The following is an 18,952-nucleotide window of genomic DNA, read 5'->3' on the forward strand; positions in this document are numbered from 1 at the left end:
CGCCCCCCGGCTCAGCACGCCCGCAGAATCCGCGCCCGCTGTTCGGGTTCGTGCGGCAGCAGATCCAGATCCAACTGCCAGGCGTTACCGGTCCACGGATCGAACAGCGGGGTTCCGGTGACAGTCGGCAGATGACGGCAGGCTCGCGACAGCGTGGCCACTGTGCTGTCGCCGGACTCGGATTCGTTGCCGCCCAGGATCACCGTCGACAGACCTATCAGATCGCCGCGGGCGACCAGCGCCACCAGCCGCTGCGCGTCCGCGGCCTGGTAGCCGTGCGGAAAATCCGCGGCCAGCAAGATGCGGTGCTCGGCGGGCGGGGCGCCCTGCCCGGAGTTGTGGGCCATCTCCGCGAGTTCGGCGGCATCGACCAGTTGTTGCAGTCGCGGCGAGATATCGGAGTGATCGGTGATCGGCGGACCCGCCAGTACCGGTGCCAGCATCCCGGTGAAACCGGTGAAAGCGCCGGTGAGATCGATGATGTCGACCACGGTGCGGCGGCCCGGCGCGGCGCGCAGCAGCCGGGCCAGCAGAGCGCCGACCACCGGCGCCACCGCGGCCGACGATTCCGTATCCACCCACAGCGGCCGGTTCAACGGCACCGGCACACAGTACGGGACCCGGAGCTCACCCCGGTCGAGGGCGTAGAGCTCACCGAGCCGGATACCGTCCGCCGGGGCGGCCGGTCGATCCCAGGCCGGTGAGTGCCACGAGGCCAGCGCCGCGGGCAGGACCGCGTCGGCCTCGTTCAGTTCGCCCCGCAATTGGATACTGTCGCGCCGGTAGCTGCTCTCGGCGGTGGCCGTGAGTTCATCGTGACGCCGTTGGGCCTCGGCACGCGCCGCGTCCGCGGCAGGTGTGTTGCGCGTGGCGGGATCGGATACCGCGGCCGAGAGTTCCTGGTCGAGCCGTTCGGCCGCGTAGCCGCGCGCCAATTCGAGCGCCGCCGCCGACCGCGCCGCGTCCTCGAAGATCATCCAGAGTCGTTCCAGCCCGTGTCCGACCTCGATCGGCGTGACCTCGGCCGAAGCGGTCACCCCGGCCGGGGAGACGACAGTCGCGTCGAGCACGGTGGCAGCGGCGGCCGCCGTCGCGGGTGCGGGCGTCACATAGCCGTCCGCCCCGTGCGCCCGCAACAGTTCCCCGATACCACCGGCGTAGCCCTGGCCTACCGCGCGCAGCTTCCAGGCCGTTGCGCGCCGATACAGTTCGAAGCAGATCAGGGCGGTTTCCCCGGCCTGCGGAGCGATCACGAACTCGGCCACCGGAATATCGTTCTCGGACAGCTGCGCGGTCACCACCCCGATTCCGCTCTGCGCGGCGGCCACCAGGAGCACCGCCTGGGCGTCGGCGCGCACATCCGCCGGGGTGACGACCACCGTGGCGCCCCCGTGGTCGACCCGGACGCCCGGGCCGGTCGGCCGCTCCGTCACCAGCACATCGGCTGCCGAACCGACCCGCAGATCGCCCGCGACCACCAGCGCCGAAACCGTCAGCGGTACCGCCGCGTTCACCTGGAACCGGGCGACCCCGCCGTTGAGCGGTATGTTCTGCCCAGCCTGCAACTGCGTCATATCCTGTCCCCCGCGACCGCTCATATCCCCAGGAACCGACCCACCTGCGGAATCGCCTCACCGGGATGTTTGGCGTTGAAGCCCTCGCCGATGGCCTGCATCTTCCAATCGCCGCCGACCCGGAACAGCTTCGCCATCGCCATCGCCGTGGTCGGGGTACCGCCGGTGAGCGAATACCGCGCCATCTCGGCATTGCTGGCACCGTCGATCAAGCGGCAGAACGCGTTCTGCACCTGACCGAAAGTGTGCCCCTTGTAGGAGGTCACGACGAAGATCAAGCTGTTGACGTGCGCCGGGACGCGGGTGAGGTCGACCAGGATCACCTCGTCGTCGCCCGCGCCCTCGCCGGTGAGGTTGTCACCTTGATGGCGGATCGAGCCGTCCTTCGAGGTCAGCTGGCCGTAGTAGGCGACATCCACCGGGTTCATATCGGCGAACATCATTACCGAGGCGTCGAGGTCGATATCCACGGTGCGGCTGCCGAACATGCCGCGCTGCTGCACCGGATCCCAGCCCAGACCCATCTTCACGAAGGTGAGCGCCGCGCCGTCCTCCTTCCGGAGACTGACCCGCTGACCTTTCTGCAGGCTCACCGGGCCGGTCTTGCTGAGGCTGATCTCGGTCGGATGCTGCTGGGTGGGCGCGGGCTGGCCGGGCTGCTGGGGATACCCGGGACCCGGCGGCGGCGGGTAGCCGCCACCCTGCGGCGGGTAAGGCGCGGCCGGCGGCGGGTAGGGTGCGGCCGGCGGCGGCTGCGTGGGGTAGGCCTGCTGGGGCGGCGGGGGCGCGCTCTGCCGTACGGGCTGCGGCGGGGGTGGTGGGGCCTGGGACGCGGGCGGAGCCGCGGCGGTCTGCGTCTCGGCCGGGGAATCGTCCACCGTGACACCGTGGTCGGTGACCAGCGCCGCGAAACCACCGGCATAGCCCTGGCCGACCGCCCGCACCTTCCATGTCCCCTGGCGCCGGTACAGTTCGAGCGCGATCACGATCGACTCGGAAGCCAGCCCGTCGATGCGGTACTCGAACAGTTGGGCCCCGGACTGATCGGATACGGCGGCGACCGGGGGCGCGAACTGCCCGAAACTGGTATTCGGGTCGTCGAGTGTGATCACCGCCCGTACCTGCGCGATATCGGCGGGCACCGCGCTGAGGTTCACGGCCAGTGACGCGGGCTGCCCGGCCGGGCCCGGCCGCAGGTCCACCCCGGGACCGCTGGGCTGGTTGTAGAAGACGAAATCCGCGTCGGTCCGGACTTTGCCCTGCTCGGTGACCAATAGTGCGGACAGATCGGCCGGAGCCGCCAACTGGATGGAGACCACCACGTCGTTCGTGGCCAGTGGACCGTTCTGGCCCTTGGCGAGTGTTGCGGACAAGTCAGACCCTTCGCTTGTCGGTGCGTATGCATGCCACTCTACGAGAAACGTGCCGACCACGAATCGCGTTAACACAGGTGGCGAACGGGACATGGTATCGCCGACCGATGGACTGTGTCCCACCGCGCACATTAAGGTGACGGCGACGGAAGAGCACCGGCCGCTGTCCGGTGCTCGGGGCGGCGACGACAGGCGATTTTCGCATGGCACAACTCTTCGAACAGTCGAAGAAGGTGATCGAGGCACACCTCGCGAACACCAGTATCCGCGCCATCTCCGGCTCGATGGTCGCCTACGAGGGCGCCGTGCAGTTCAAATCGGCCGGGTTCGGTGGCGGTGACGGTGTGCTCGCGGGGATGAAACGCCGGGCCACCGGCGAGAAGTTGTCGCTGATGGAATGCGGCGGACAGGGGCGGGTGTTCCTGGCCGTCAACGGCCAGTACGTCTCGGTGGTGAACCTGAACAACGAGACCCTGCAGGTCGAATCGCAGCAGTTGCTCGCCTTCGCCGGGAATCTGCGCACCGATGTGCGGTTCGCCGGAGTGCGCGGGGCGTCCAGCGGTCAGGGACTGTTCACCACCACGGTCAGCGGCCAGGGCCAGGTCGCGCTGCTCTCGGCGGGCGGCCCGCTCATCCACCTGGAGGTCTCACCCCAGTTCCCGCTGGTGGTGGACCCCGACGCGTTCGTCGCCGCGCGCGGCAATCTCAACCAGTCGTTCGTCACCGACGTCTCGTGGCGTTCGGTGCTGGGACACGATGGCGGAGAGGCTTTCTCGCTGCGCTGGGACGGCCAGGGCGTGGTCTCGATCCAACCGGCGGAACGGTAGGGCATGTTCGAGAAGATCAATTCCAAGGTCGTCGCGGTCGATATCGGTATGGCGGGCGGTGTGGTCGCCCGGGCGGGCGGCATGCTGTTCTACACCGGCGACGTGTCGTTCGCCCCGCACGAGATACCGGGCGGCGGCGGGATGGGCGGCGGCGGTCTGGTCCGGATGGCCGGCCGGATGATGGCCGGGGAGCACCAGCGCACCATGCTCGCCCAGGGCACCGGTCGCGTCCACTACGGGTTCGCCGGACTGGAAGTGCACGTGGTCGCCGTGCAGCCGGGGGCGGTGCTCCAGGTGGAGGCATCCCGGCTGCTCTCCTACACCGCCGGATTACAGACCTCGGTGGTATCGGTGGCCGGTTCCGGCGGCGGAGGCGGCGGGGGCCTCATGGGCGCGTTGCGTGGCGCCGCATCCGGCGCGCTGACCGGCCAGGGCATGTTCACCACCCAGCTGTCCGGGCAGGGCAGCGCGGTACTGCTGGCGCACGGCGGTTTCCTCGAATTGCCGGTGGGCGGGCCGAATCCGGTGGTCGTGGACCCGCAGGCGTTCATCGCCTCCTACGGAAATGTGCAGACCGACCTGAAAGCCGCGGTGAGCTGGCGGGACGCCGTCGGCCGCGGATCCGGTGAGGCCGTGCAACTGCAGTGCGCGGGTCAGGGCACGGTGTACGTGCAGGCGTCGGAGGAGAAACTGTGAGCGAGATCCTCAACCCGATGAATCTCGGGGAAAGCGATAACGTCCCCGGCAACAGCTACGCCTACTGCATCGATCTCACGAAGCCGTGGTTCATGCGCAAGGGCGCGATGATCGCCTACTACGGGCAGATGCGATTCCAGGCACTCACCCACGGCCTGCAAGGCCAGCTCCTGCACATGGTGGCGCATCAGTTCTCCGCGCCGCTGTTCACCGGCGACTATGTGGTGGCCGAGGGGCAGGGCAAACTGCTGATCGGCGACCGCGGTTACGACATCAACTCCTACGACCTCGACGACGGCAACCTCACCATCCGCGCGGCGAACCTGCTCGCCTTCGAGCCGGGGCTGTCGCTGAACCAGTCGATCGTGCCCGGGTTCCTGACGCTGATCGGCACCGGGAAGTTCCTGGCGTCGTCGAACGGCCCGGTGATCTTCGCCGAACCGCCGCTGCGCGTAGATCCGGAATCGCTGGTGGGCTGGGCCGACTGCCCCTCACCCAGCCACCACTACGACCAGCGTTGGGTATCGGGTTTCCTGGCCGCGGGCGCGGCCGCGTTCGGTGTCAACTCCGGTGAGGAGCGGCAGTTCGATTTCACCGGCGCCGGAACCGTACTCATCCAGTCGAGCGAGAAAGTGCTGAGCGACTCCGCCCTGATCCGCACCATCGAGGGGCAGCTGCAGAGCGGGATCACGGTACCCGGCCTGCAACGTCTGCAAGGGGTCATCGCCGGGCAGCTCGCGGGTCAGCAGCAGGGGTACTGACCGGCTGAGCGGGCTGTCCGGTGCGGCCGGACCCGTCGGACTGCGCACCGCGCGGCCGCCCGTGCAGACTTGGCGGATGCTGCATCTGCGGATAATGGCTCCGGCCGAGCTCACCGACGACGTGGTGGCGATCCTCGAAGCCGACGACGCCGTCAGCGGACTGGCGGTGCTACGGGGCAGCGCGATACGGCCGCCGGGCGATATCGTGCTGGCCGACCTGGCCCGCGAAGCCGCCAACGATATCCTCGAACGCCTCCGCGCCACCGGCTTGCACCATCACGGAAGTATCGAACTGCAACCGGTGCACACCTGGATGTCGCTGTCCGGATATCTCGCCGAATTACGCACTCCCGGTTACAGTTCCGACGCCGTGATCTGGGCGGACGTAACTCAGCGCTCCTATGAGGAAACCGAACTCAACTGGACCTACCTGAGTTTCATGACGCTGGCGACCGCCCTGGCCAGTATCGCGATCGTGGTGGATTCGCAGATCCTGATCATCGGCGCGATGGTGCTGGGGCCGGAGTTCGGCGCGATCGCCGCCCTGGGCGTGGCGCTGGTCCGGCGCCGGGCCGCGTTGTTCGGGCGCGCGGTCGCCACCTTGCTCGCGGGCTTCGCGGCGGCGATCGCCATCGCTTTCGCTCTCGTCCTGGTCGGGCGCGGGCTGGGTTGGATCACCATCGAGGCGGTGACCGGGGACCGGCCGGAGACCGCCTTCGTCTACACGCCCGATAAATGGTCGTTCATCGTCGCGCTGATCGCGGCGGCGGCCGGGGTGCTATCCCTGACCTCGTCGAAGTCGGGAGCGCTGGTCGGGGTCTTCATCTCGGTCACCACCGTGCCCGCGGCCGGCAATATCGCGCTGGGACTGGCATTCGGCGTCGGATCGGCCATCTGGGGCAGCACCTTGCAATTGGCGGTCAACCTGGCCGGGATGGCGCTGGCGGGCTGGGCGACCCTGGCGTTGCAGGACCTCGTGTGGTCGCGGGTCTCGCTGCGCCGGGCCCGCGCGCAGGCCCGGGCCCGGCGGCGCATGCTCTGACTCGGTCGTGCCGGGCTCGATCCGGGTGCGCGAGAAGAGGACCAGCGTGCTCGAGCGCACACGAGCGAGCAGGCAGCTAGGACGTCGGTTCGGCCGCGAGCACCTGGTCGGGCAGCGCGGCGGTGAACCAGTCGATGATCTCCGCGCCCGCCGCGATTCCGGTGGCGGCGGTGACGATCAGGCCGGGCCGCTGCCAGCCGAGTTCTTCGAGTTCGCCGTGCCGGGGCCGGATGGCGTGATCGGCGGCGACGAGCATTTCGGCGTCCAGGGCGCCGTCACCGGCGGCGAGTGTCGGCGCCGCCGCGTCCAGGCGACCCGACGCGATGAGCCGGGCACGGACCTCGGCCACCGCCCGGCTCTTGCACACCGCCGTCGGCATCGTGTAGATCTTGCGTCCCTGCCGGGACGCGGACCAGCCACGGTCCCGGCACCAGGTATCCCATTCGCTGACGAAATCGGCCGGGGTCGCCGCGAGATCCACCACCAGATAGCAGAAGAGATCATCGGCTTCGCGGAACTTGAGCACCCAGGAATCGTCGATCCGGGCGCGCAGCGCCGTCGCGATCTCGGCGAGCGTGGCGCCGCCGGTCCGCACCGCCGCGTCGATTCTCCGGCGCCACTGCCCGTCGGGCCTGCCGTCGACGAGAATGTTTCCGCCGTTGCTGGTGACGGCGTACGGCCAGGGCTCACCGGGAAACCGGATCCGGCCGAACTGTGCGATGGTCCGGGTGGTGGTGGGCAGCACCGCCGCCGTGGCGGCGAGCCGGCGCATCCGGTCGGCGCCCCGGGCGGTCATATAGGACAGCGGGGCGCCGTCGAGATGTTCCACGCACACGGTCGCCGACTCGGTCGCGCCGGCGGCAGCCCCGGAGTAGATCATGGTGCGATCCAGATCCGTGGCTACCAGTAGCGGTTTCGGGGCCGGCATCTACCGCTGCACATCCTTGATCAGACCCATACACGAATACGCCAGGTCCGGTACTACCTCCACCGGTACCCCGCGGGCCTGCGCCAACAAGCGGATATGCGCGTGCTCGGCGGCATCGGGTTCCCGGACCAGCACCCGCCACGGCACCCGCCGCAGCAGCACCCTGGTGGTTTCCCCGACCCCGGGTTTCACGAAGTTGACGGTGTCGATCCCGTACTCGGCCCGCACTCGCTCCACCGAGGCCCAACCGGCCCAGGTGGGTGCGCGGTCGCCGGTCCGCAACGCCGCGACCTGCTCGTCCACCCGCGGACGGACGGTTTCGAAAGCCGCGGTGACGGTGTCGATCAGCCGCGCCGAGGCGTCATCGGCGCCGAGTTCGGAATAGAACTTGGCGCCGTGGAACTCGTCCGGACCGATCAGGTCCCGGTTGAGCACCGTGCGCGAAACCAGTCCGGAGACCGTGGAGTTCAGGCACGCCGAAGCGATCAGGAAATCATCGCGCGTCCCGAAGGTGCGCGCGCAGTGGCCGGGATCGGCGAGCACGGCGAGATCGTCGTCGAACCGGGCGCCGCCCGCCGCGTGATAGGCGTCGAGCGCCTCGGTGAGTTCCCGCGCGATCGCGCCCTTTCCGGTCCAGCCGTCGACGAACACCACCGAACCGGGATCGTGATGGTGGGCGAGATAGTCCAGTGCGACGGAGTCGATGCCGCGATCACGCACGATCGACACCGCGTAATGCGGGATATCGAGGCCGGGGCGGGCATTGTGCCCGGTTGCCAGCCAGCGCCGGATGAGAATCCCGATGGGGGTACCGGCGCGGGCCAATGACGCCAGCACGATATCGGTACCGCGTTCGGCGACGACGACTTCGGCTACCGTTCCCACCGCGAGCGCCAGCCGCTGTGCGCTCTCGGTCAGCACCCGGTCGAATAATTCGCGGTAGGCCGCGTCGGGCTGGTATTCGATGGGCAGTGATTCGGCGTAGTGCGCGACCCCGGCCTGGATCCGCTCTTCCCGGTATGCGATATCGGCTTCCAGGTCGACGCCGGAAAGATCCTTCAGCAGCCAGGCCACATCGGCACGGCCGTAGGATCCGAATTCGGGACCGTACAGCGGATCGGGTCCGGCGAACTCCACCGTGCGCCCCGACCGCGCGGCGGCCAGGGTTCGTGGGTCCGCACCCGGAACTACCGCGACCAGAACGTCGGAACCCGCGGCGGTGAGCACGTCCACCAGTCCGCCCGGGGCGTACAGGCGTGCGCTGTCGGCCGGAGTATCGGCCACGAACACCAGCACCGGATCGGCGGCGGCGCCGGATTCGGCCGGCCAGCAGGCATTGTAGAGATAGCGCGGCTGCTGCTCGCCCGATTCGGGAGCCGGGAAACGGAAGCCGCGGCGCAGCGGATAACCGGGTTCGTCGAGCACATGCGCGGGCGAACGGGTAGTGGTCTGGTACCGCACCGGAACACCGGACTCGGCGGTCGCCACCGCCAGGCACAGCGGTAGATACATCAACTCCTCGTGGGCGAGCACGACGACCGGACGGCCGGAGTATTCGGTCACCAACTGGTCCCGCAGGATCTTCGCCGCCACGGTGGTGGCCTGTTCGAAGGCGGCGCGGTCCGCACGCAGGAACCCGTGCCGGCCGCCCTCGGGTACGTCCGGCGGCCAGGGCAGATCGAGTCGCGCGGACCGGCCTCGCCGGTCCGCGACCGGATTGAGTTCGGCCCCGGGCAGCTCCGCGACGGTGGCGACCAGCCCGTCCGGCAGGACGATGCCGCCCGACGCCAGGCAGACCGTATCGATGCGCGCGCCCAGTTCGGCGGCCGCCGCCGCGAACCGATCGCGGTCCGCCTCCGTCCGCATATCGACCAGCGCGGCCAGCACATAGTGGGTGCGCGGCTCGAATTCGTGCAGCGCCGCAATCGCTTCCAGCGCGGTATTGCCGGTGGAGATCTCGTCGTCCACCAGCACCAGCGGCAGCCCGGCGGTGAACACGTCCCCCGGCATCGGCTGCAACAGATGCGAGGTCGCGTGCGAATGCCCTTCCTCGAAGCCGGTCAGCGTCACCGCCCCGGGTACCGTCCGGCGGGTCGAGTGCAGGTAGCACGCGGCATCGATGCGGGTCGCCACACAGTGCCCGAGGCCGGTAGCGGTCTCCGCGAATCCGAGGACCACCGCGTCCTGTTCGCCGAGAACCGCGCGGACGAGATCGCCCAGCCGGTTGCCCGAATCCCGGATCCGCAGCGGATCGGTCGGCAGATGTTTGCCCAGCACCGTGGACACCAGCAGATGGGCGCGCCGCGGATTCTTGCGGAGCCCGGGTTGCAGCAGCTCGGTGATCGCCGGTTCGTCCGGCAACGTATCGGGGGTGTCGCCGAACCGGAAAGTGTTCCGATGCAGCAGTTCGATACCGAGAGTGCGAGTCGCCCAATACGACTCACCGCCGGTTCGTGCACTCATCCCTGCACCAGTGCCGATAGCAGATCCACGAAGGACACTCCTTTCTTCGCCACTCCGAAGACCCGCGCCCGGGCCAGCGTGTGCCGGGCCCAGCTGCGGTGTGGCCGCATCTCGTTCATCTTGTTCCGGTAACCGGACGCGGCGACCCCGCCCACCTCGACCTGCAGGATGTCCAGCGCATCCGAATACTCCTCGTGGGTGACCACCGACAGCGCGTGCACGGCCGCCACATGCGAGGGGTGGATGACAGTCTTGCCCTGGATGCCGTTGGCCCGGTCCAGCGTGATCTCGCGCAGCAGCCCGTCGAGGTCGCGGCTCACCAGGTAGCTGCGGAACGGTACCGCGTCGGATTCCTCGAACGGCGCGGTGCGCAGCAGCGGCCGGAACATCCGCTCATGGTCGGCGAAATACTCCCAGACCGGCCCGGTGATCACGAAGCCCGTGCCGTCGGCGCGACCCAGATAATTGACGATATCGGCGATCACATCCGCGATGACCCGCACATCGTAGATGGTCAGGTCGCGGTCGCGGCGGATGCCGAAGGTGGCGCACATATCGGTCGCGCCGATCCGCACGGCGAGAATGTTCTCCCGGTGCTCGGCCAGTATCGCCGCGATCTGGGTGAGTTCGATATCCCTGGTCTGCCGGTGCACCAGCGACGCCGACTCCAGCACCGGCATCCCGTAGACAGGGCGGGCCGACCGAGCCGCCGCGGCGGACAGGGCGGCGAGGTATTTGGGCGCCGAAGCGCTGTCGAACTTGGGGAAGACGAAACCGGTGAGCACCTGCGCACCCGCGCCCAACTGGTCGAGCAGTTCGGGGACGGTATCGGCGTCACGGACCCGGACGAACAGCAGCGGGCTCGGATCCGGGCGGGCGGCCAGCTCGTCGAGCGTGCGCACGGTCTGCCGTTTGGCGGCCTCTACCTCGTGGTCTGCGACAGCGTCCTCGAGATCGATGACCATCGAGCACACACCTTGATCGGCGCGGCGGACGATCGTCGACGTCAGATCGGTCCGGGTGGCCGGTACATACAGTGTGGCGCCCAAGGCCACCGCCAGCGTCTCCCGGTCGGCGTGATCGTCGAGCGTTTCCGGTTGGCGGTGGAACAGGGCTCTGGCGTCCGGACCCTGTAGTTGCCTGAAATGTCGGCGCGGTACCCGTTTGTGCAGGGAGATTTCCTGCCGGACGGCCATGCCTGCGGTCATCGAGCCCCCGTCTCATCCTCGTCTTTGTCCCGGTGGTGGTTGTTTCCGCATCCGCTCGACCACCCCGGCAATGAATTCGGAGATGGTGTCGAGTTCGTTTACATACGCCCAATAATCGGGGTGCCGCCCCGTGAGCGATGCGGTGACCCTGTCGAGGCGTTCGACCTGAGCGTCGAGTACCGAACCCCATTCGGCGACCAGCCCCCGCGAGACCGCCAGCATCTGAGCGTCCCGGAGCCGGAACCGTACGGCCTCGGCGCGTTGGCGCGGATCGTCGCGGACCGCCCGCAACTCGGCCAGCCGCTTTGTCACGGCGTCGACAAGTTGTTCGGCGTCGGCGAGGTGGCCGCGTGCAGTCGTGGTCAGGTCAAGGGCCGGCTCCGGGTTGTGCTCGGCCGCGGCGGCGCGCGCCCCGGCGAGGGCGGTGTCCGCGGCGGTGATATGACGCTCGCTTGTGCGCTCATTGTCGGCCAGATCCGCCGAACTCGCAGCATTGAACTCACGCAGCAGCGCCGAGTGCGCGGGCCCGATCCGCTCGGCCCGCGTGCGGACCGCGGCGATCCGGGTGGTGACCGAGGCGATCGCGTTGCGGGCGGCTGCAGCGCGAGATGGGGCGTGGGCCAACGCTTCCGACAATTCGCCGGTGGTGGCCGCCAAGCGGTTCGCCGCCGCCCGGACCCGGCCGCGCGCGTCCGCGGGTAACGCGGCGAGTGTGACGAGCGCCTCATCCACGGCGGTCGCGGCCGCATGTACAGAGGGGTATCCGGCGTACTCGGATTCGGCCGCGACTCCGCGAACCCGCGCCGCGGCCGCGGTGACCCGGTCGACCAGTTCGGGCACTGTTCCTCGCACCGCGACCGCTTCCTCCAGCGCGCCCTTGTCACCGTGGTAGAACCGGTCGACCCCCTCCGCGGCCCCACGCAACTGGCGCAGCACGGCGTCCACCCGCTGTTGCCGGTCGGGCCGGCGGGTACCGGCCTCTTCGTCCTCGTCGAGCGCACCGGTGAACTCGAGATAGGCCGCCGCGGCCGCGTAGCAGGTATCGCGCACCGGCGCCCACCGGCGGCCCAGCTCCCGCTCCGGGAAGATCTCTTCGGACGCGACCACGGCCGCGTCGGCGGCCGACTGCCGCCGGTCCATGTCCAGGAACGTCGTCGTCAGCGCCGAGCGGACCTGTTCGAACCACGGATCCTCCCCCGACCGGAACCATCCACGCCTACGGCCTGCCACAGACCCGATGGTATGAGATCCCACCGTGTACGCGCCGCCGCAGGTCACGACATCCGGTCGGGCGTGCACCGCACCGCAGGCAGTCAACGCGGCCGGTCGGCGGCGGCGGGCCCCGAAACCGTGTCGCACCAAACCATCCGGGCGCGCGGGGTGCCCGGACCGATGTCGGGCTTGCCCGAGTTTCTGCGCAAGTTCGCCGAAAGCCACTACTGTCGTATTTCGTACCCGGCGATCACGGACATGCTGGGAACCACAGACAACTACGAAAGGGAATCCCGCATGGGTGTCAGTTTGTCCAAGGGCGGCAACGTCTCGCTGAGCAAAGCGGCTCCGGGGCTCACCTCGGTCGCTGTCGGCCTCGGCTGGGATGTCCGCACCACCACGGGCACCGATTTCGACCTGGACGCCAGCGCGATCGCCACGGGGGCGGACAAGAAGGTCGTCTCCGACCAGCACTTCGTGTTCTTCAACAACCTCAAGTCCCCCGACGGCGCCATCGAGCACGTCGGCGACAACACCACCGGTGAAGGCGAGGGCGACGACGAGGTCATCAACGTCGACCTGGCGAACACCCCGCCGACGATCGAGAGCGTCTTCTTCCCGGTCTCGATCTACGAGGCCGACGGCCGTCAGCAGTCGTTCGGTCAGGTGCGCAACGCCTACATCCGCGTCGTGAACCGGGCCAACGGCGAAGAGCTGGCCCGCTACGACCTCTCCGAGGACGCCTCCACCGAAACCGCGATGGTGTTCGGCGAGCTGTACCGCAACGGCGCCGAGTGGAAGTTCCGTGCCATCGGCCAGGGCTATGCCTCCGGTCTGGCCGGTATCGCCCGCGACTACGGAGTGAACGTCTGACGATTCACACCCACGGGTAGCGTGAGGGGGTCCGGCCACGGGCCCCCTCGTTCACCTTCCCAGTGAGGCGTGAGGGGACAAATTGGACAATTAGGCGGTGGACGGCAACGCTGGTGACAACTGGTCGTCGACGCCGCCGACCAGGTTTTCGTTCAGGCCGGTATACCGACCGCAGTCCGGCCACCGCACACGAAAGGTCCCAGCGTGGTCCTGCGCATATTCGGTTTATCGTTAGTAGTCACGGTGATATCGCTGGGGGTGGCCTTCCTCTACGGCGGCCCGACCGCCCTGGCACTCTGCCTCATCCTCGGCATCCTCGAGGTTTCCCTCTCCTTCGACAATGCCGTCATCAACGCCACCATCTTGGAAAAGATGAGCGAGTTCTGGCAGAAGATCTTCCTCACCGTCGGCATCCTGATCGCCGTCTTCGGTATGCGACTGATCTTCCCGCTGGCCATCGTGTGGCTCAGCGCGGGGCTCAACCCGGTTCAAGCCTTCGACCTGGCGTTGAATCCGCCGGCCGATGACGCCGCCTACTTCCCGGACGGCAGCCCCAGCTACGAGACCCTGCTCACCGACGCGCATCCGCAGATCGCCGCGTTCGGCGGAATGTTCCTGGCGATGCTGTTCCTCAACTTCATCCTCGCCGAACGTGAACTCACCTGGCTGACCTGGCTGGAGCGCCCGCTGGCCAAGGCGGGCAAGCTGGATATGGTCTCGGTGGTCATCGCCGGTGTCGGGCTGATCCTGGCCGCGGAGTTCCTGGCCGACGAGAACGACCGGTCCACCGTGCTGCTCGCGGGCCTGCTCGGCTTGGTCGTCTATATCGCCGTGGACGGCCTCGGTTCGATGTTCAACGCCGAAGAGCACGCCGAAGAGGCGGCCGGAGGACCGTCCGGCCTGGCCAAGGCCACCGGTAAGGCCGGGTTCTTCCTGTTCCTCTACCTCGAGGTGTTGGACGCGTCGTTCTCCTTCGACGGTGTCATCGGCGCGTTCGCCATCACCTCGGATCCGATCATCATCGCGCTGGGCCTCGGCCTGATCGGCGCCATGTTCGTCCGGTCCATCACCGTCTATCTGGTACGCAAGGGCACCCTGTCCGAGTACGTGTACCTGGAGCACGGCGCCCACTGGGCGATCGGCGCGCTCGCGCTGATCCTGCTGATCTCCATCGGTGTCCACGTCAACGAGCTCATCACCGGTCTCGTGGGCATCGCCTTCATCGGCGCCGCGGTGATCTCGAGCATCCGACGCAACCGCAAGGAAGACGAGGAGAAGCCGGCCGCCGCCTCGGAGCCGACTCCGGTCGCCTGATCCCACGGCGGCCTCGGCCTGCCGATTCGAACCGCCCGACTGCGGCAGCGGACATCCTGTCCGCTGCCGCAGTCGTCGTTCGACCCACCCGATCAGTGCTTGCATCTACGAATACGACTCATCTCGGCGCAAGAGTTGAAACGGAATGATCCGTTCTGCTACTCTCTTAACAGAACGAAACATTCCGTTCCAGACAGGAGTTCTACGATGACCTCTCTCCGCCCGTTCACCGTCCAGATCCCGCAGGCACAGCTCGACGACCTGGCCGACCGCCTGCGCCGGGCGCTGTGGCCGAACGAGCTGACCGGGGTCGGCGACAGCTACGGCGTACCCGGCGCCCGGGTGCGCGCGCTGGCGCAGTACTGGCTGGCGGAGTTCGACTGGCGCAAGATCGAAGCGCGGCTCAACGACCACCCGCAGTTCGTCACCGAAATCGACGGGGAGGACATCCACTTCCTGCACATCCGCTCACCCCGAGAAGACGCGACGCCGGTGATCCTCACCCACGGCTGGCCCGGCTCGGTGCTCGAATTCCTGGACCTCGTCGCACCGTTGACCGAACCCGGGTCACCCGAATCACCCGCCTTCCACCTGGTGATCCCCTCGCTGCCCGGCTTCGGCTTCTCCGGACCGACCCGCAGCACCGGCTGGAACTCCCAGCGCACCGCGAAGGCCTGGATCGAATTGATGGACCGGCTCGGATACGAGCGCTTCGGTGCGATCGGCAACGACGGCGGATCGATGATCTCGCCGGAGATCGGCCGGCTCGTTCCCGATCGGATCGTAGGCGTGCACGTCACCCAGCTGTTCTCGTTCCCGTCCGGTGATCCGGCGGAATTCGAGAATCTCTCCGCAGACGATCTGGCCGGGCTCGAACATCTGCAGTGGTTCCAGGACAACAAGATGGCGTTCAATCTCCTCTGCAGCCAGCAGCCCCAGACGCTGGCCTACGCGCTGACCGATTCACCGCTGGGCCTGCTCGGCTGGAACACGCAACTGTTCGGGGAGAGCCTCGACCCGGAATTCGTCATCGCCAATATCGCGCTCTACTGGCTCACCGGCACCGCGGCCTCCTCGATCCGGTTCTATTACGAGAACGCCCACACCACCGATCACCCGACCGGGCCGACCACGGTGCCGACGGGACTGGCGATGTTCAAGGGCGATTTCCAGTCGATCCGGCGGTTCGCCGACCGCGACCACGCCGATATCGTCAGCTGGAATTCCTACGACGCCGGATCGGTCGTCGGCGGACCCAATGACGCGCCGGGACACTACGCCGCGCACGAAGCCCCCGAAGTGCTGGCCGGCGATATCCGGAACTTCTTCGCCGCGGTCGCCCGGCGGACCGTCACGACAGCCGGATGATCCGGAACGCACGCCGGGCCGGTCGGTAGGCCGGGCGCCGTGCCCACCACGCCGCATCACCGTGCCCGCCACGGTGATGCGGCAGGATCATGCCATGGCGACCGACAAGCAACGTATGCTGCGCGGCGATCTCTATCGCGACAACGACCCCGAACTGGTCGCGGAACGCCGCACCTGCCGCACCTTGATCGCCCGCTACAACGACACCGCCCCGGACGCGGACACCGAACGCCGGGAGATCCTGGATCGGCTCCTGGGTTCCTGCGGCGCGGACACGGTGATCATGCCGCCCTTCCGCTGCGACTACGGTTACACGATCCAGTTGGGTGCGAACACTTTCCTGAACTACGACGCCGTCATCCTCGACTGCGCCCCGGTCACCATCGGCAACGACGTGTCGATCGGTCCTCGCGTCCAGATCCTCACCCCGCTGCACCCCATGGAAGATCACGAACTGCGCCGCCGACGCTGGGAATCCGCCGCGCCCGTCACGATCGGCGACAATGTCTGGCTGGGCGGCGGGGTCGTCGTATGCGCGGGCGTCACCATCGGCGAGAACGCGGTGGTCGGTGCCGGCAGTGTGGTCACCCGCGATATCCCACCCCAGGTCTTCGCGGCCGGAAACCCGTGCCGGGTCATCCGGGAGCTGTAGGGTCCCTACGACCCCACGGACGGACCTCGGTCACCCTGAAATCGAATGCCGTGTGGGTGATCGAACCCGAATTGCACGGTAACACAATGCTGTTGACCCGGCCGGATACGAGATCCTCCCGTACCGGTCCCCCTCCGGCGCGCACCGCGCCCGATCGGACCGGGACCGATCAGCCGAGCCCCAGGTTCCTGTCGGTCGCTCCGTTCGGCTCCGGTGTCGGCGGTGCGGACTTCGTATCGGCCGGCGCGGGCAGCACGGTGTCGGCGCCCAGCCCTTTCTCCGCCGCCGCGGTCCGGACCGCGTCCACCACGAGCAGCAGTGCCGCTCGGCGCGCCGTATTGGTGCGGTAGGCCAGCGACACGGTCCGGGTGAGTATGTCGCCCAGCGCGACGATGTCCACTCCCGGCGGGCGCAGCGCCAGGCCCAGGTCCGACACCAGTGTCACACCGAGTCCGGCCGCTACCATCGCCATCGCGGTCGCCTGCTCCTCCACCTCGTGGTCGATCCGCGGCTCGAGCCCGACCGACTGGAACGCCAGCCGAGCCGCATTGCCGAAATGCGAGCGGGCAGGCGCGAGGATCCACGGGTGCTCGGTCAGCTCGGCCAGCGTCACGCTGGCCGCCGGCACCGCGCCGGGCGGGACGGCGGCGTAGATCCGCTCGACCGCGATCACCGCGCGTTCGAGACCGCGGTCCCAGGTCATCGGATAATTCGAGTAGTCGAGTACGAACGACAGATCGAGTGCGCCGTCGCGAACCGCGGCGGCGGTCGCCTCCGGAGCGAGTTCCCGCGTCCGCACGAGGATGCCCGGGTGGGTGTGCGCGAGGGCGGTGAGCGCGTCGGGCAGCAGGCCGGAGGCCACCGACGCCCACACCCCGGCGGTGAGTTTCGCCGCCACCGATTCGCCGGCATCCTCGAGGGCCTGGGTCGCCCGCTCGACCGAGGCGAGGATCTCCTCGGCGTGCTCGGCGAGCAGCACCCCGAGATCGGTCAGCTGCACCCGCCGCCCCCGCCGTTCGAACAGCCGGGTGCCGACATCGCGTTCCAGCTGCGCGAGCTGCTGGGAGACCGCGGACGCGGTGTAGTGCAGCGCGGTCGCGGCGGCCGTAACCGTGCCGCGCCGGTGCAATTCACGCAGCATTCGCAGACGAGCCAGCGACAGGTCCATGTATCCGAGCCTAAGCGTTGTGCAGCAACGCTGAACACTGCCGTGAACGAACCGTAAATAGACGCGACGGCACGTACACCCGCACCCTGGTGACACCGGATGCGAACCATCGGCGAGACGACGGAGTCCGCACGGGAAATGACGTAGCCCCGTATTTCCCTGTGGGTGGTGGTGACCGGCACCGAGCCCGACGAGGAGGTAGTTCGCCGTGACGACGATGCAGAACCCGGTTGATGGCACCCCGCACATTGCGGTTACCCCACAGCTGACCGCCCAAACCGTTCCGACCATTCCCGCCGCAACCGTCGCCCCCGCGATCCGTCGTTCCGAGCCGTATATGCGCCTGCAGTGGACGGACTCGCTCACCGGCGCGGTCGGCTACCTCGTCGTGCACACCCTGCGGGCCGGCCTGGCCACCGGCGGTACCCGGATGCGGGCCGGCTGCACCTTGACCGAGGTCGAGGACCTGGCCCGCGGTATGGCCAACAAGACCGCCACCTTCGATCTGCCGATCGGCGGCGCCAAGGGCGGGATCGACTTCGACCCCAAGGATCCGCGCGCCATCGAAGTGCTCGAACGCTTCTGCGAGGCCATGCGCCCGTGGCTCGATTCGCACTGGGTGACCGCGGAAGACCTCGGAGTCCCGCAGCACCTGATCGACGAGGTTTTCGAAAAGCTCGGCCTGGGGCAGAGCTACCACGCCGCGATCAGTCGCGCCGACAACCCGGCCGCAACCCTCGAACGGGTCCGCAACGGGCTCAACGCGGCAGTCGAGGGAGGGTTCCTGCTGGGCGACGTGATCGGCGGCTACGGGGTCGCGCACGCCTGTCTCGCCGCCTCGGTCTGGTGGGGGCAGGCGCCCGCCGAGACGACCGTCGCGATCCAGGGCGTCGGCACCATGGGCGGGGCGGCCGCCTACTACCTGCACGAGGCCGGAATGAAGGTCACCACCGTGGCCGATGCCGTCGGCACCCTGCACTGCGCCGACGGCCTGGACGTTCCGGCGCTGCTGGACCTGCGCAACGGCTACGGCGAGATCGACCGCTCCCGGCTGCCGGCGGGAATCGCGCAGCTGCCGCGTAACACGATCATGTCCGCCGACGTCGATATCCTTGTCCCGGCGGCGATCTCCTACGCGATCACACCGGACAACTCGTTCGATGTCCGCGCCCGGATCATCGTCGAGGCCGCGAACGCCGCCACCACACCGGAAGCGGAGGCCATGCTCGCCGCCCGCGGCATCCCGGTGCTGCCCGACTTCGTCGCGAACGCCGGGGCCGTGGCCTGGGCCTGGTGGCTGCTGCTCGGCGAGGTGGACGACACCCCGGAGAATTCGTTCGACCGGCTCCGCACCGTCATGCACAACAAGGTCGCGCAGCTGCTGGCCGCGTGGGCCGACCACGGCGCCACGCCGCGGGAGACCGGCCACCGCTGGGCCGACGACCCGCAGCCCCTCGCCGGCCCGGTCGTGGTTCCCTGATCCCGGACATACC

At 68.5% G+C, this 18,952-nt stretch carries 16 protein-coding genes; 9 read left to right on the forward strand and 7 right to left on the reverse strand.

Features of this window, described 5'->3' with window-relative positions; all coding sequences use genetic code 11:
- Nucleotides 1–11 precede the first annotated feature (11 nt).
- Together OG804_RS22075 and OG804_RS22080 are read right to left on the reverse strand one after the other, a co-directional pair.
- Nucleotides 12–1,574, reverse strand: coding sequence for a TerD family protein (locus OG804_RS22075; RefSeq protein ID WP_328389440.1), 1,563 nt, complete (start codon nucleotides 1,572–1,574; stop codon nucleotides 12–14).
- 20 nt (nucleotides 1,575–1,594) lie between these two features.
- Nucleotides 1,595–2,947 carry a TerD family protein gene (locus OG804_RS22080; protein WP_328389442.1) on the reverse strand — a complete coding sequence of 451 codons (1,353 nt, stop codon included), beginning with the start codon at nucleotides 2,945–2,947 and terminating at the stop codon, nucleotides 1,595–1,597.
- Between the two features lie 203 nt (nucleotides 2,948–3,150).
- Here OG804_RS22080 and OG804_RS22085 point away from each other — a divergent pair, with 203 nt between their 5' ends.
- The 4 genes from OG804_RS22085 to OG804_RS22100 all read left to right on the forward strand — a co-directional run bounded on the left by OG804_RS22085 (nucleotide 3,151) and on the right by OG804_RS22100 (nucleotide 6,273).
- The gene (locus OG804_RS22085) at nucleotides 3,151–3,774 is read left to right on the forward strand and encodes an AIM24 family protein (protein WP_328389444.1); all 624 of its coding nucleotides are present in this window, start codon (nucleotides 3,151–3,153) and stop codon (nucleotides 3,772–3,774) included.
- 3 nt (nucleotides 3,775–3,777) lie between these two features.
- Nucleotides 3,778–4,470, forward strand: a complete 693-nt coding sequence (locus OG804_RS22090; RefSeq protein WP_328389446.1) for an AIM24 family protein — start codon at nucleotides 3,778–3,780, stop codon at nucleotides 4,468–4,470.
- Complete coding sequence (locus OG804_RS22095; protein WP_328389448.1) at nucleotides 4,467–5,231, forward strand: AIM24 family protein; 765 nt, start codon at nucleotides 4,467–4,469, stop codon at nucleotides 5,229–5,231. The genes OG804_RS22090 and OG804_RS22095 overlap by 4 nt, the downstream gene beginning before the upstream one ends.
- 76 nt (nucleotides 5,232–5,307) lie before the next feature.
- Nucleotides 5,308–6,273: a DUF389 domain-containing protein gene (locus OG804_RS22100; RefSeq protein WP_328389450.1), complete on the forward strand. Its 966-nt coding sequence runs from the start codon at nucleotides 5,308–5,310 to the stop codon at nucleotides 6,271–6,273.
- A 76-nt stretch (nucleotides 6,274–6,349) separates the two neighbouring features.
- On the opposite strand, the gene OG804_RS22105 is transcribed toward OG804_RS22100, so the two are convergent.
- From OG804_RS22105 to OG804_RS22120, 4 genes are read right to left on the reverse strand one after another with little or no spacing between them, the layout of a single operon-like run.
- Nucleotides 6,350–7,201, reverse strand: a complete 852-nt coding sequence (locus OG804_RS22105; protein WP_442941597.1) for an HAD family hydrolase — start codon at nucleotides 7,199–7,201, stop codon at nucleotides 6,350–6,352.
- Nucleotides 7,202–9,664 (reverse strand): phosphoribosyltransferase, encoded by a 2,463-nt coding sequence (locus OG804_RS22110; RefSeq protein ID WP_328389452.1) that lies wholly within the window; start codon nucleotides 9,662–9,664, stop codon nucleotides 7,202–7,204. It lies immediately after the preceding gene.
- Nucleotides 9,661–10,872, reverse strand: coding sequence for an HpcH/HpaI aldolase/citrate lyase family protein (locus tag OG804_RS22115; protein WP_328389454.1), 1,212 nt, complete (start codon nucleotides 10,870–10,872; stop codon nucleotides 9,661–9,663). Before OG804_RS22115 ends, OG804_RS22110 begins: the two co-directional genes overlap by 4 nt.
- Nucleotides 10,873–10,884: 12 nt before the next feature.
- Nucleotides 10,885–12,102, reverse strand: coding sequence for a hypothetical protein (locus OG804_RS22120; protein WP_328389456.1), 1,218 nt, complete (start codon nucleotides 12,100–12,102; stop codon nucleotides 10,885–10,887).
- Nucleotides 12,103–12,381: 279 nt separating this feature from the next.
- Here OG804_RS22120 and OG804_RS22125 point away from each other — a divergent pair, with 279 nt between their 5' ends.
- From OG804_RS22125 to OG804_RS22140, 4 genes are all read left to right on the forward strand, one after another.
- On the forward strand, nucleotides 12,382–12,957 hold the full coding sequence (locus tag OG804_RS22125) for a TerD family protein (protein ID WP_328389458.1): 576 nt from the start codon (nucleotides 12,382–12,384) through the stop codon (nucleotides 12,955–12,957).
- A gap of 204 nt (nucleotides 12,958–13,161) precedes the next feature.
- A complete protein-coding gene (locus OG804_RS22130; protein ID WP_328389460.1) occupies nucleotides 13,162–14,271 on the forward strand; it encodes a DUF475 domain-containing protein in 1,110 nt (369 codons plus the stop codon).
- A gap of 207 nt (nucleotides 14,272–14,478) precedes the next feature.
- Complete coding sequence (locus tag OG804_RS22135; RefSeq protein WP_328389462.1) at nucleotides 14,479–15,639, forward strand: epoxide hydrolase family protein; 1,161 nt, start codon at nucleotides 14,479–14,481, stop codon at nucleotides 15,637–15,639.
- A 94-nt stretch (nucleotides 15,640–15,733) separates the two neighbouring features.
- A complete protein-coding gene (locus OG804_RS22140) occupies nucleotides 15,734–16,291 on the forward strand; it encodes a sugar O-acetyltransferase (protein ID WP_328389464.1) in 558 nt (185 codons plus the stop codon).
- 169 nt (nucleotides 16,292–16,460) lie between these two features.
- Here OG804_RS22140 and OG804_RS22145 read toward each other — a convergent pair whose 3' ends face one another.
- Nucleotides 16,461–17,459 (reverse strand): LysR family transcriptional regulator, encoded by a 999-nt coding sequence (locus OG804_RS22145; protein WP_328389466.1) that lies wholly within the window; start codon nucleotides 17,457–17,459, stop codon nucleotides 16,461–16,463.
- A 217-nt stretch (nucleotides 17,460–17,676) separates the two neighbouring features.
- Here OG804_RS22145 and OG804_RS22150 point away from each other — a divergent pair, with 217 nt between their 5' ends.
- Nucleotides 17,677–18,939 carry a Glu/Leu/Phe/Val dehydrogenase dimerization domain-containing protein gene (locus OG804_RS22150; RefSeq protein WP_442941898.1) on the forward strand — a complete coding sequence of 421 codons (1,263 nt, stop codon included), beginning with the start codon at nucleotides 17,677–17,679 and terminating at the stop codon, nucleotides 18,937–18,939.
- Nucleotides 18,940–18,952 lie beyond the last annotated feature (13 nt).

Origin of the sequence: Nocardia sp. NBC_00416 (genome assembly GCF_036032445.1) — a bacterium.
In the GTDB taxonomy this organism is placed as follows: domain Bacteria; phylum Actinomycetota; class Actinomycetes; order Mycobacteriales; family Mycobacteriaceae; genus Nocardia.

What these genes read in the sequence shown, in the direction of transcription:
- OG804_RS22140 (WP_328389464.1), top strand. Translation starts at nt 15,734, where the DNA reads ATGGCGACCGACAAGCAACGTATGCTGCGCGGCGATCTCTATCGCGAC.
- OG804_RS22075 (WP_328389440.1), bottom strand. Translation starts at nt 1,574, where the DNA reads ATGACGCAGTTGCAGGCTGGGCAGAACATACCGCTCAACGGCGGGGTC.
- OG804_RS22105 (WP_442941597.1), bottom strand. Translation starts at nt 7,201, where the DNA reads ATGCCGGCCCCGAAACCGCTACTGGTAGCCACGGATCTGGATCGCACC.
- OG804_RS22115 (WP_328389454.1), bottom strand. Translation starts at nt 10,872, where the DNA reads ATGACCGCAGGCATGGCCGTCCGGCAGGAAATCTCCCTGCACAAACGG.
- OG804_RS22100 (WP_328389450.1), top strand. Translation starts at nt 5,308, where the DNA reads ATGCTGCATCTGCGGATAATGGCTCCGGCCGAGCTCACCGACGACGTG.
- OG804_RS22110 (WP_328389452.1), bottom strand. Translation starts at nt 9,664, where the DNA reads ATGAGTGCACGAACCGGCGGTGAGTCGTATTGGGCGACTCGCACTCTC.
- OG804_RS22090 (WP_328389446.1), top strand. Translation starts at nt 3,778, where the DNA reads ATGTTCGAGAAGATCAATTCCAAGGTCGTCGCGGTCGATATCGGTATG.
- OG804_RS22150 (WP_442941898.1), top strand. Translation starts at nt 17,677, where the DNA reads ATGCAGAACCCGGTTGATGGCACCCCGCACATTGCGGTTACCCCACAG.
- OG804_RS22125 (WP_328389458.1), top strand. Translation starts at nt 12,382, where the DNA reads ATGGGTGTCAGTTTGTCCAAGGGCGGCAACGTCTCGCTGAGCAAAGCG.
- OG804_RS22135 (WP_328389462.1), top strand. Translation starts at nt 14,479, where the DNA reads ATGACCTCTCTCCGCCCGTTCACCGTCCAGATCCCGCAGGCACAGCTC.
- OG804_RS22145 (WP_328389466.1), bottom strand. Translation starts at nt 17,459, where the DNA reads ATGGACCTGTCGCTGGCTCGTCTGCGAATGCTGCGTGAATTGCACCGG.
- OG804_RS22085 (WP_328389444.1), top strand. Translation starts at nt 3,151, where the DNA reads ATGGCACAACTCTTCGAACAGTCGAAGAAGGTGATCGAGGCACACCTC.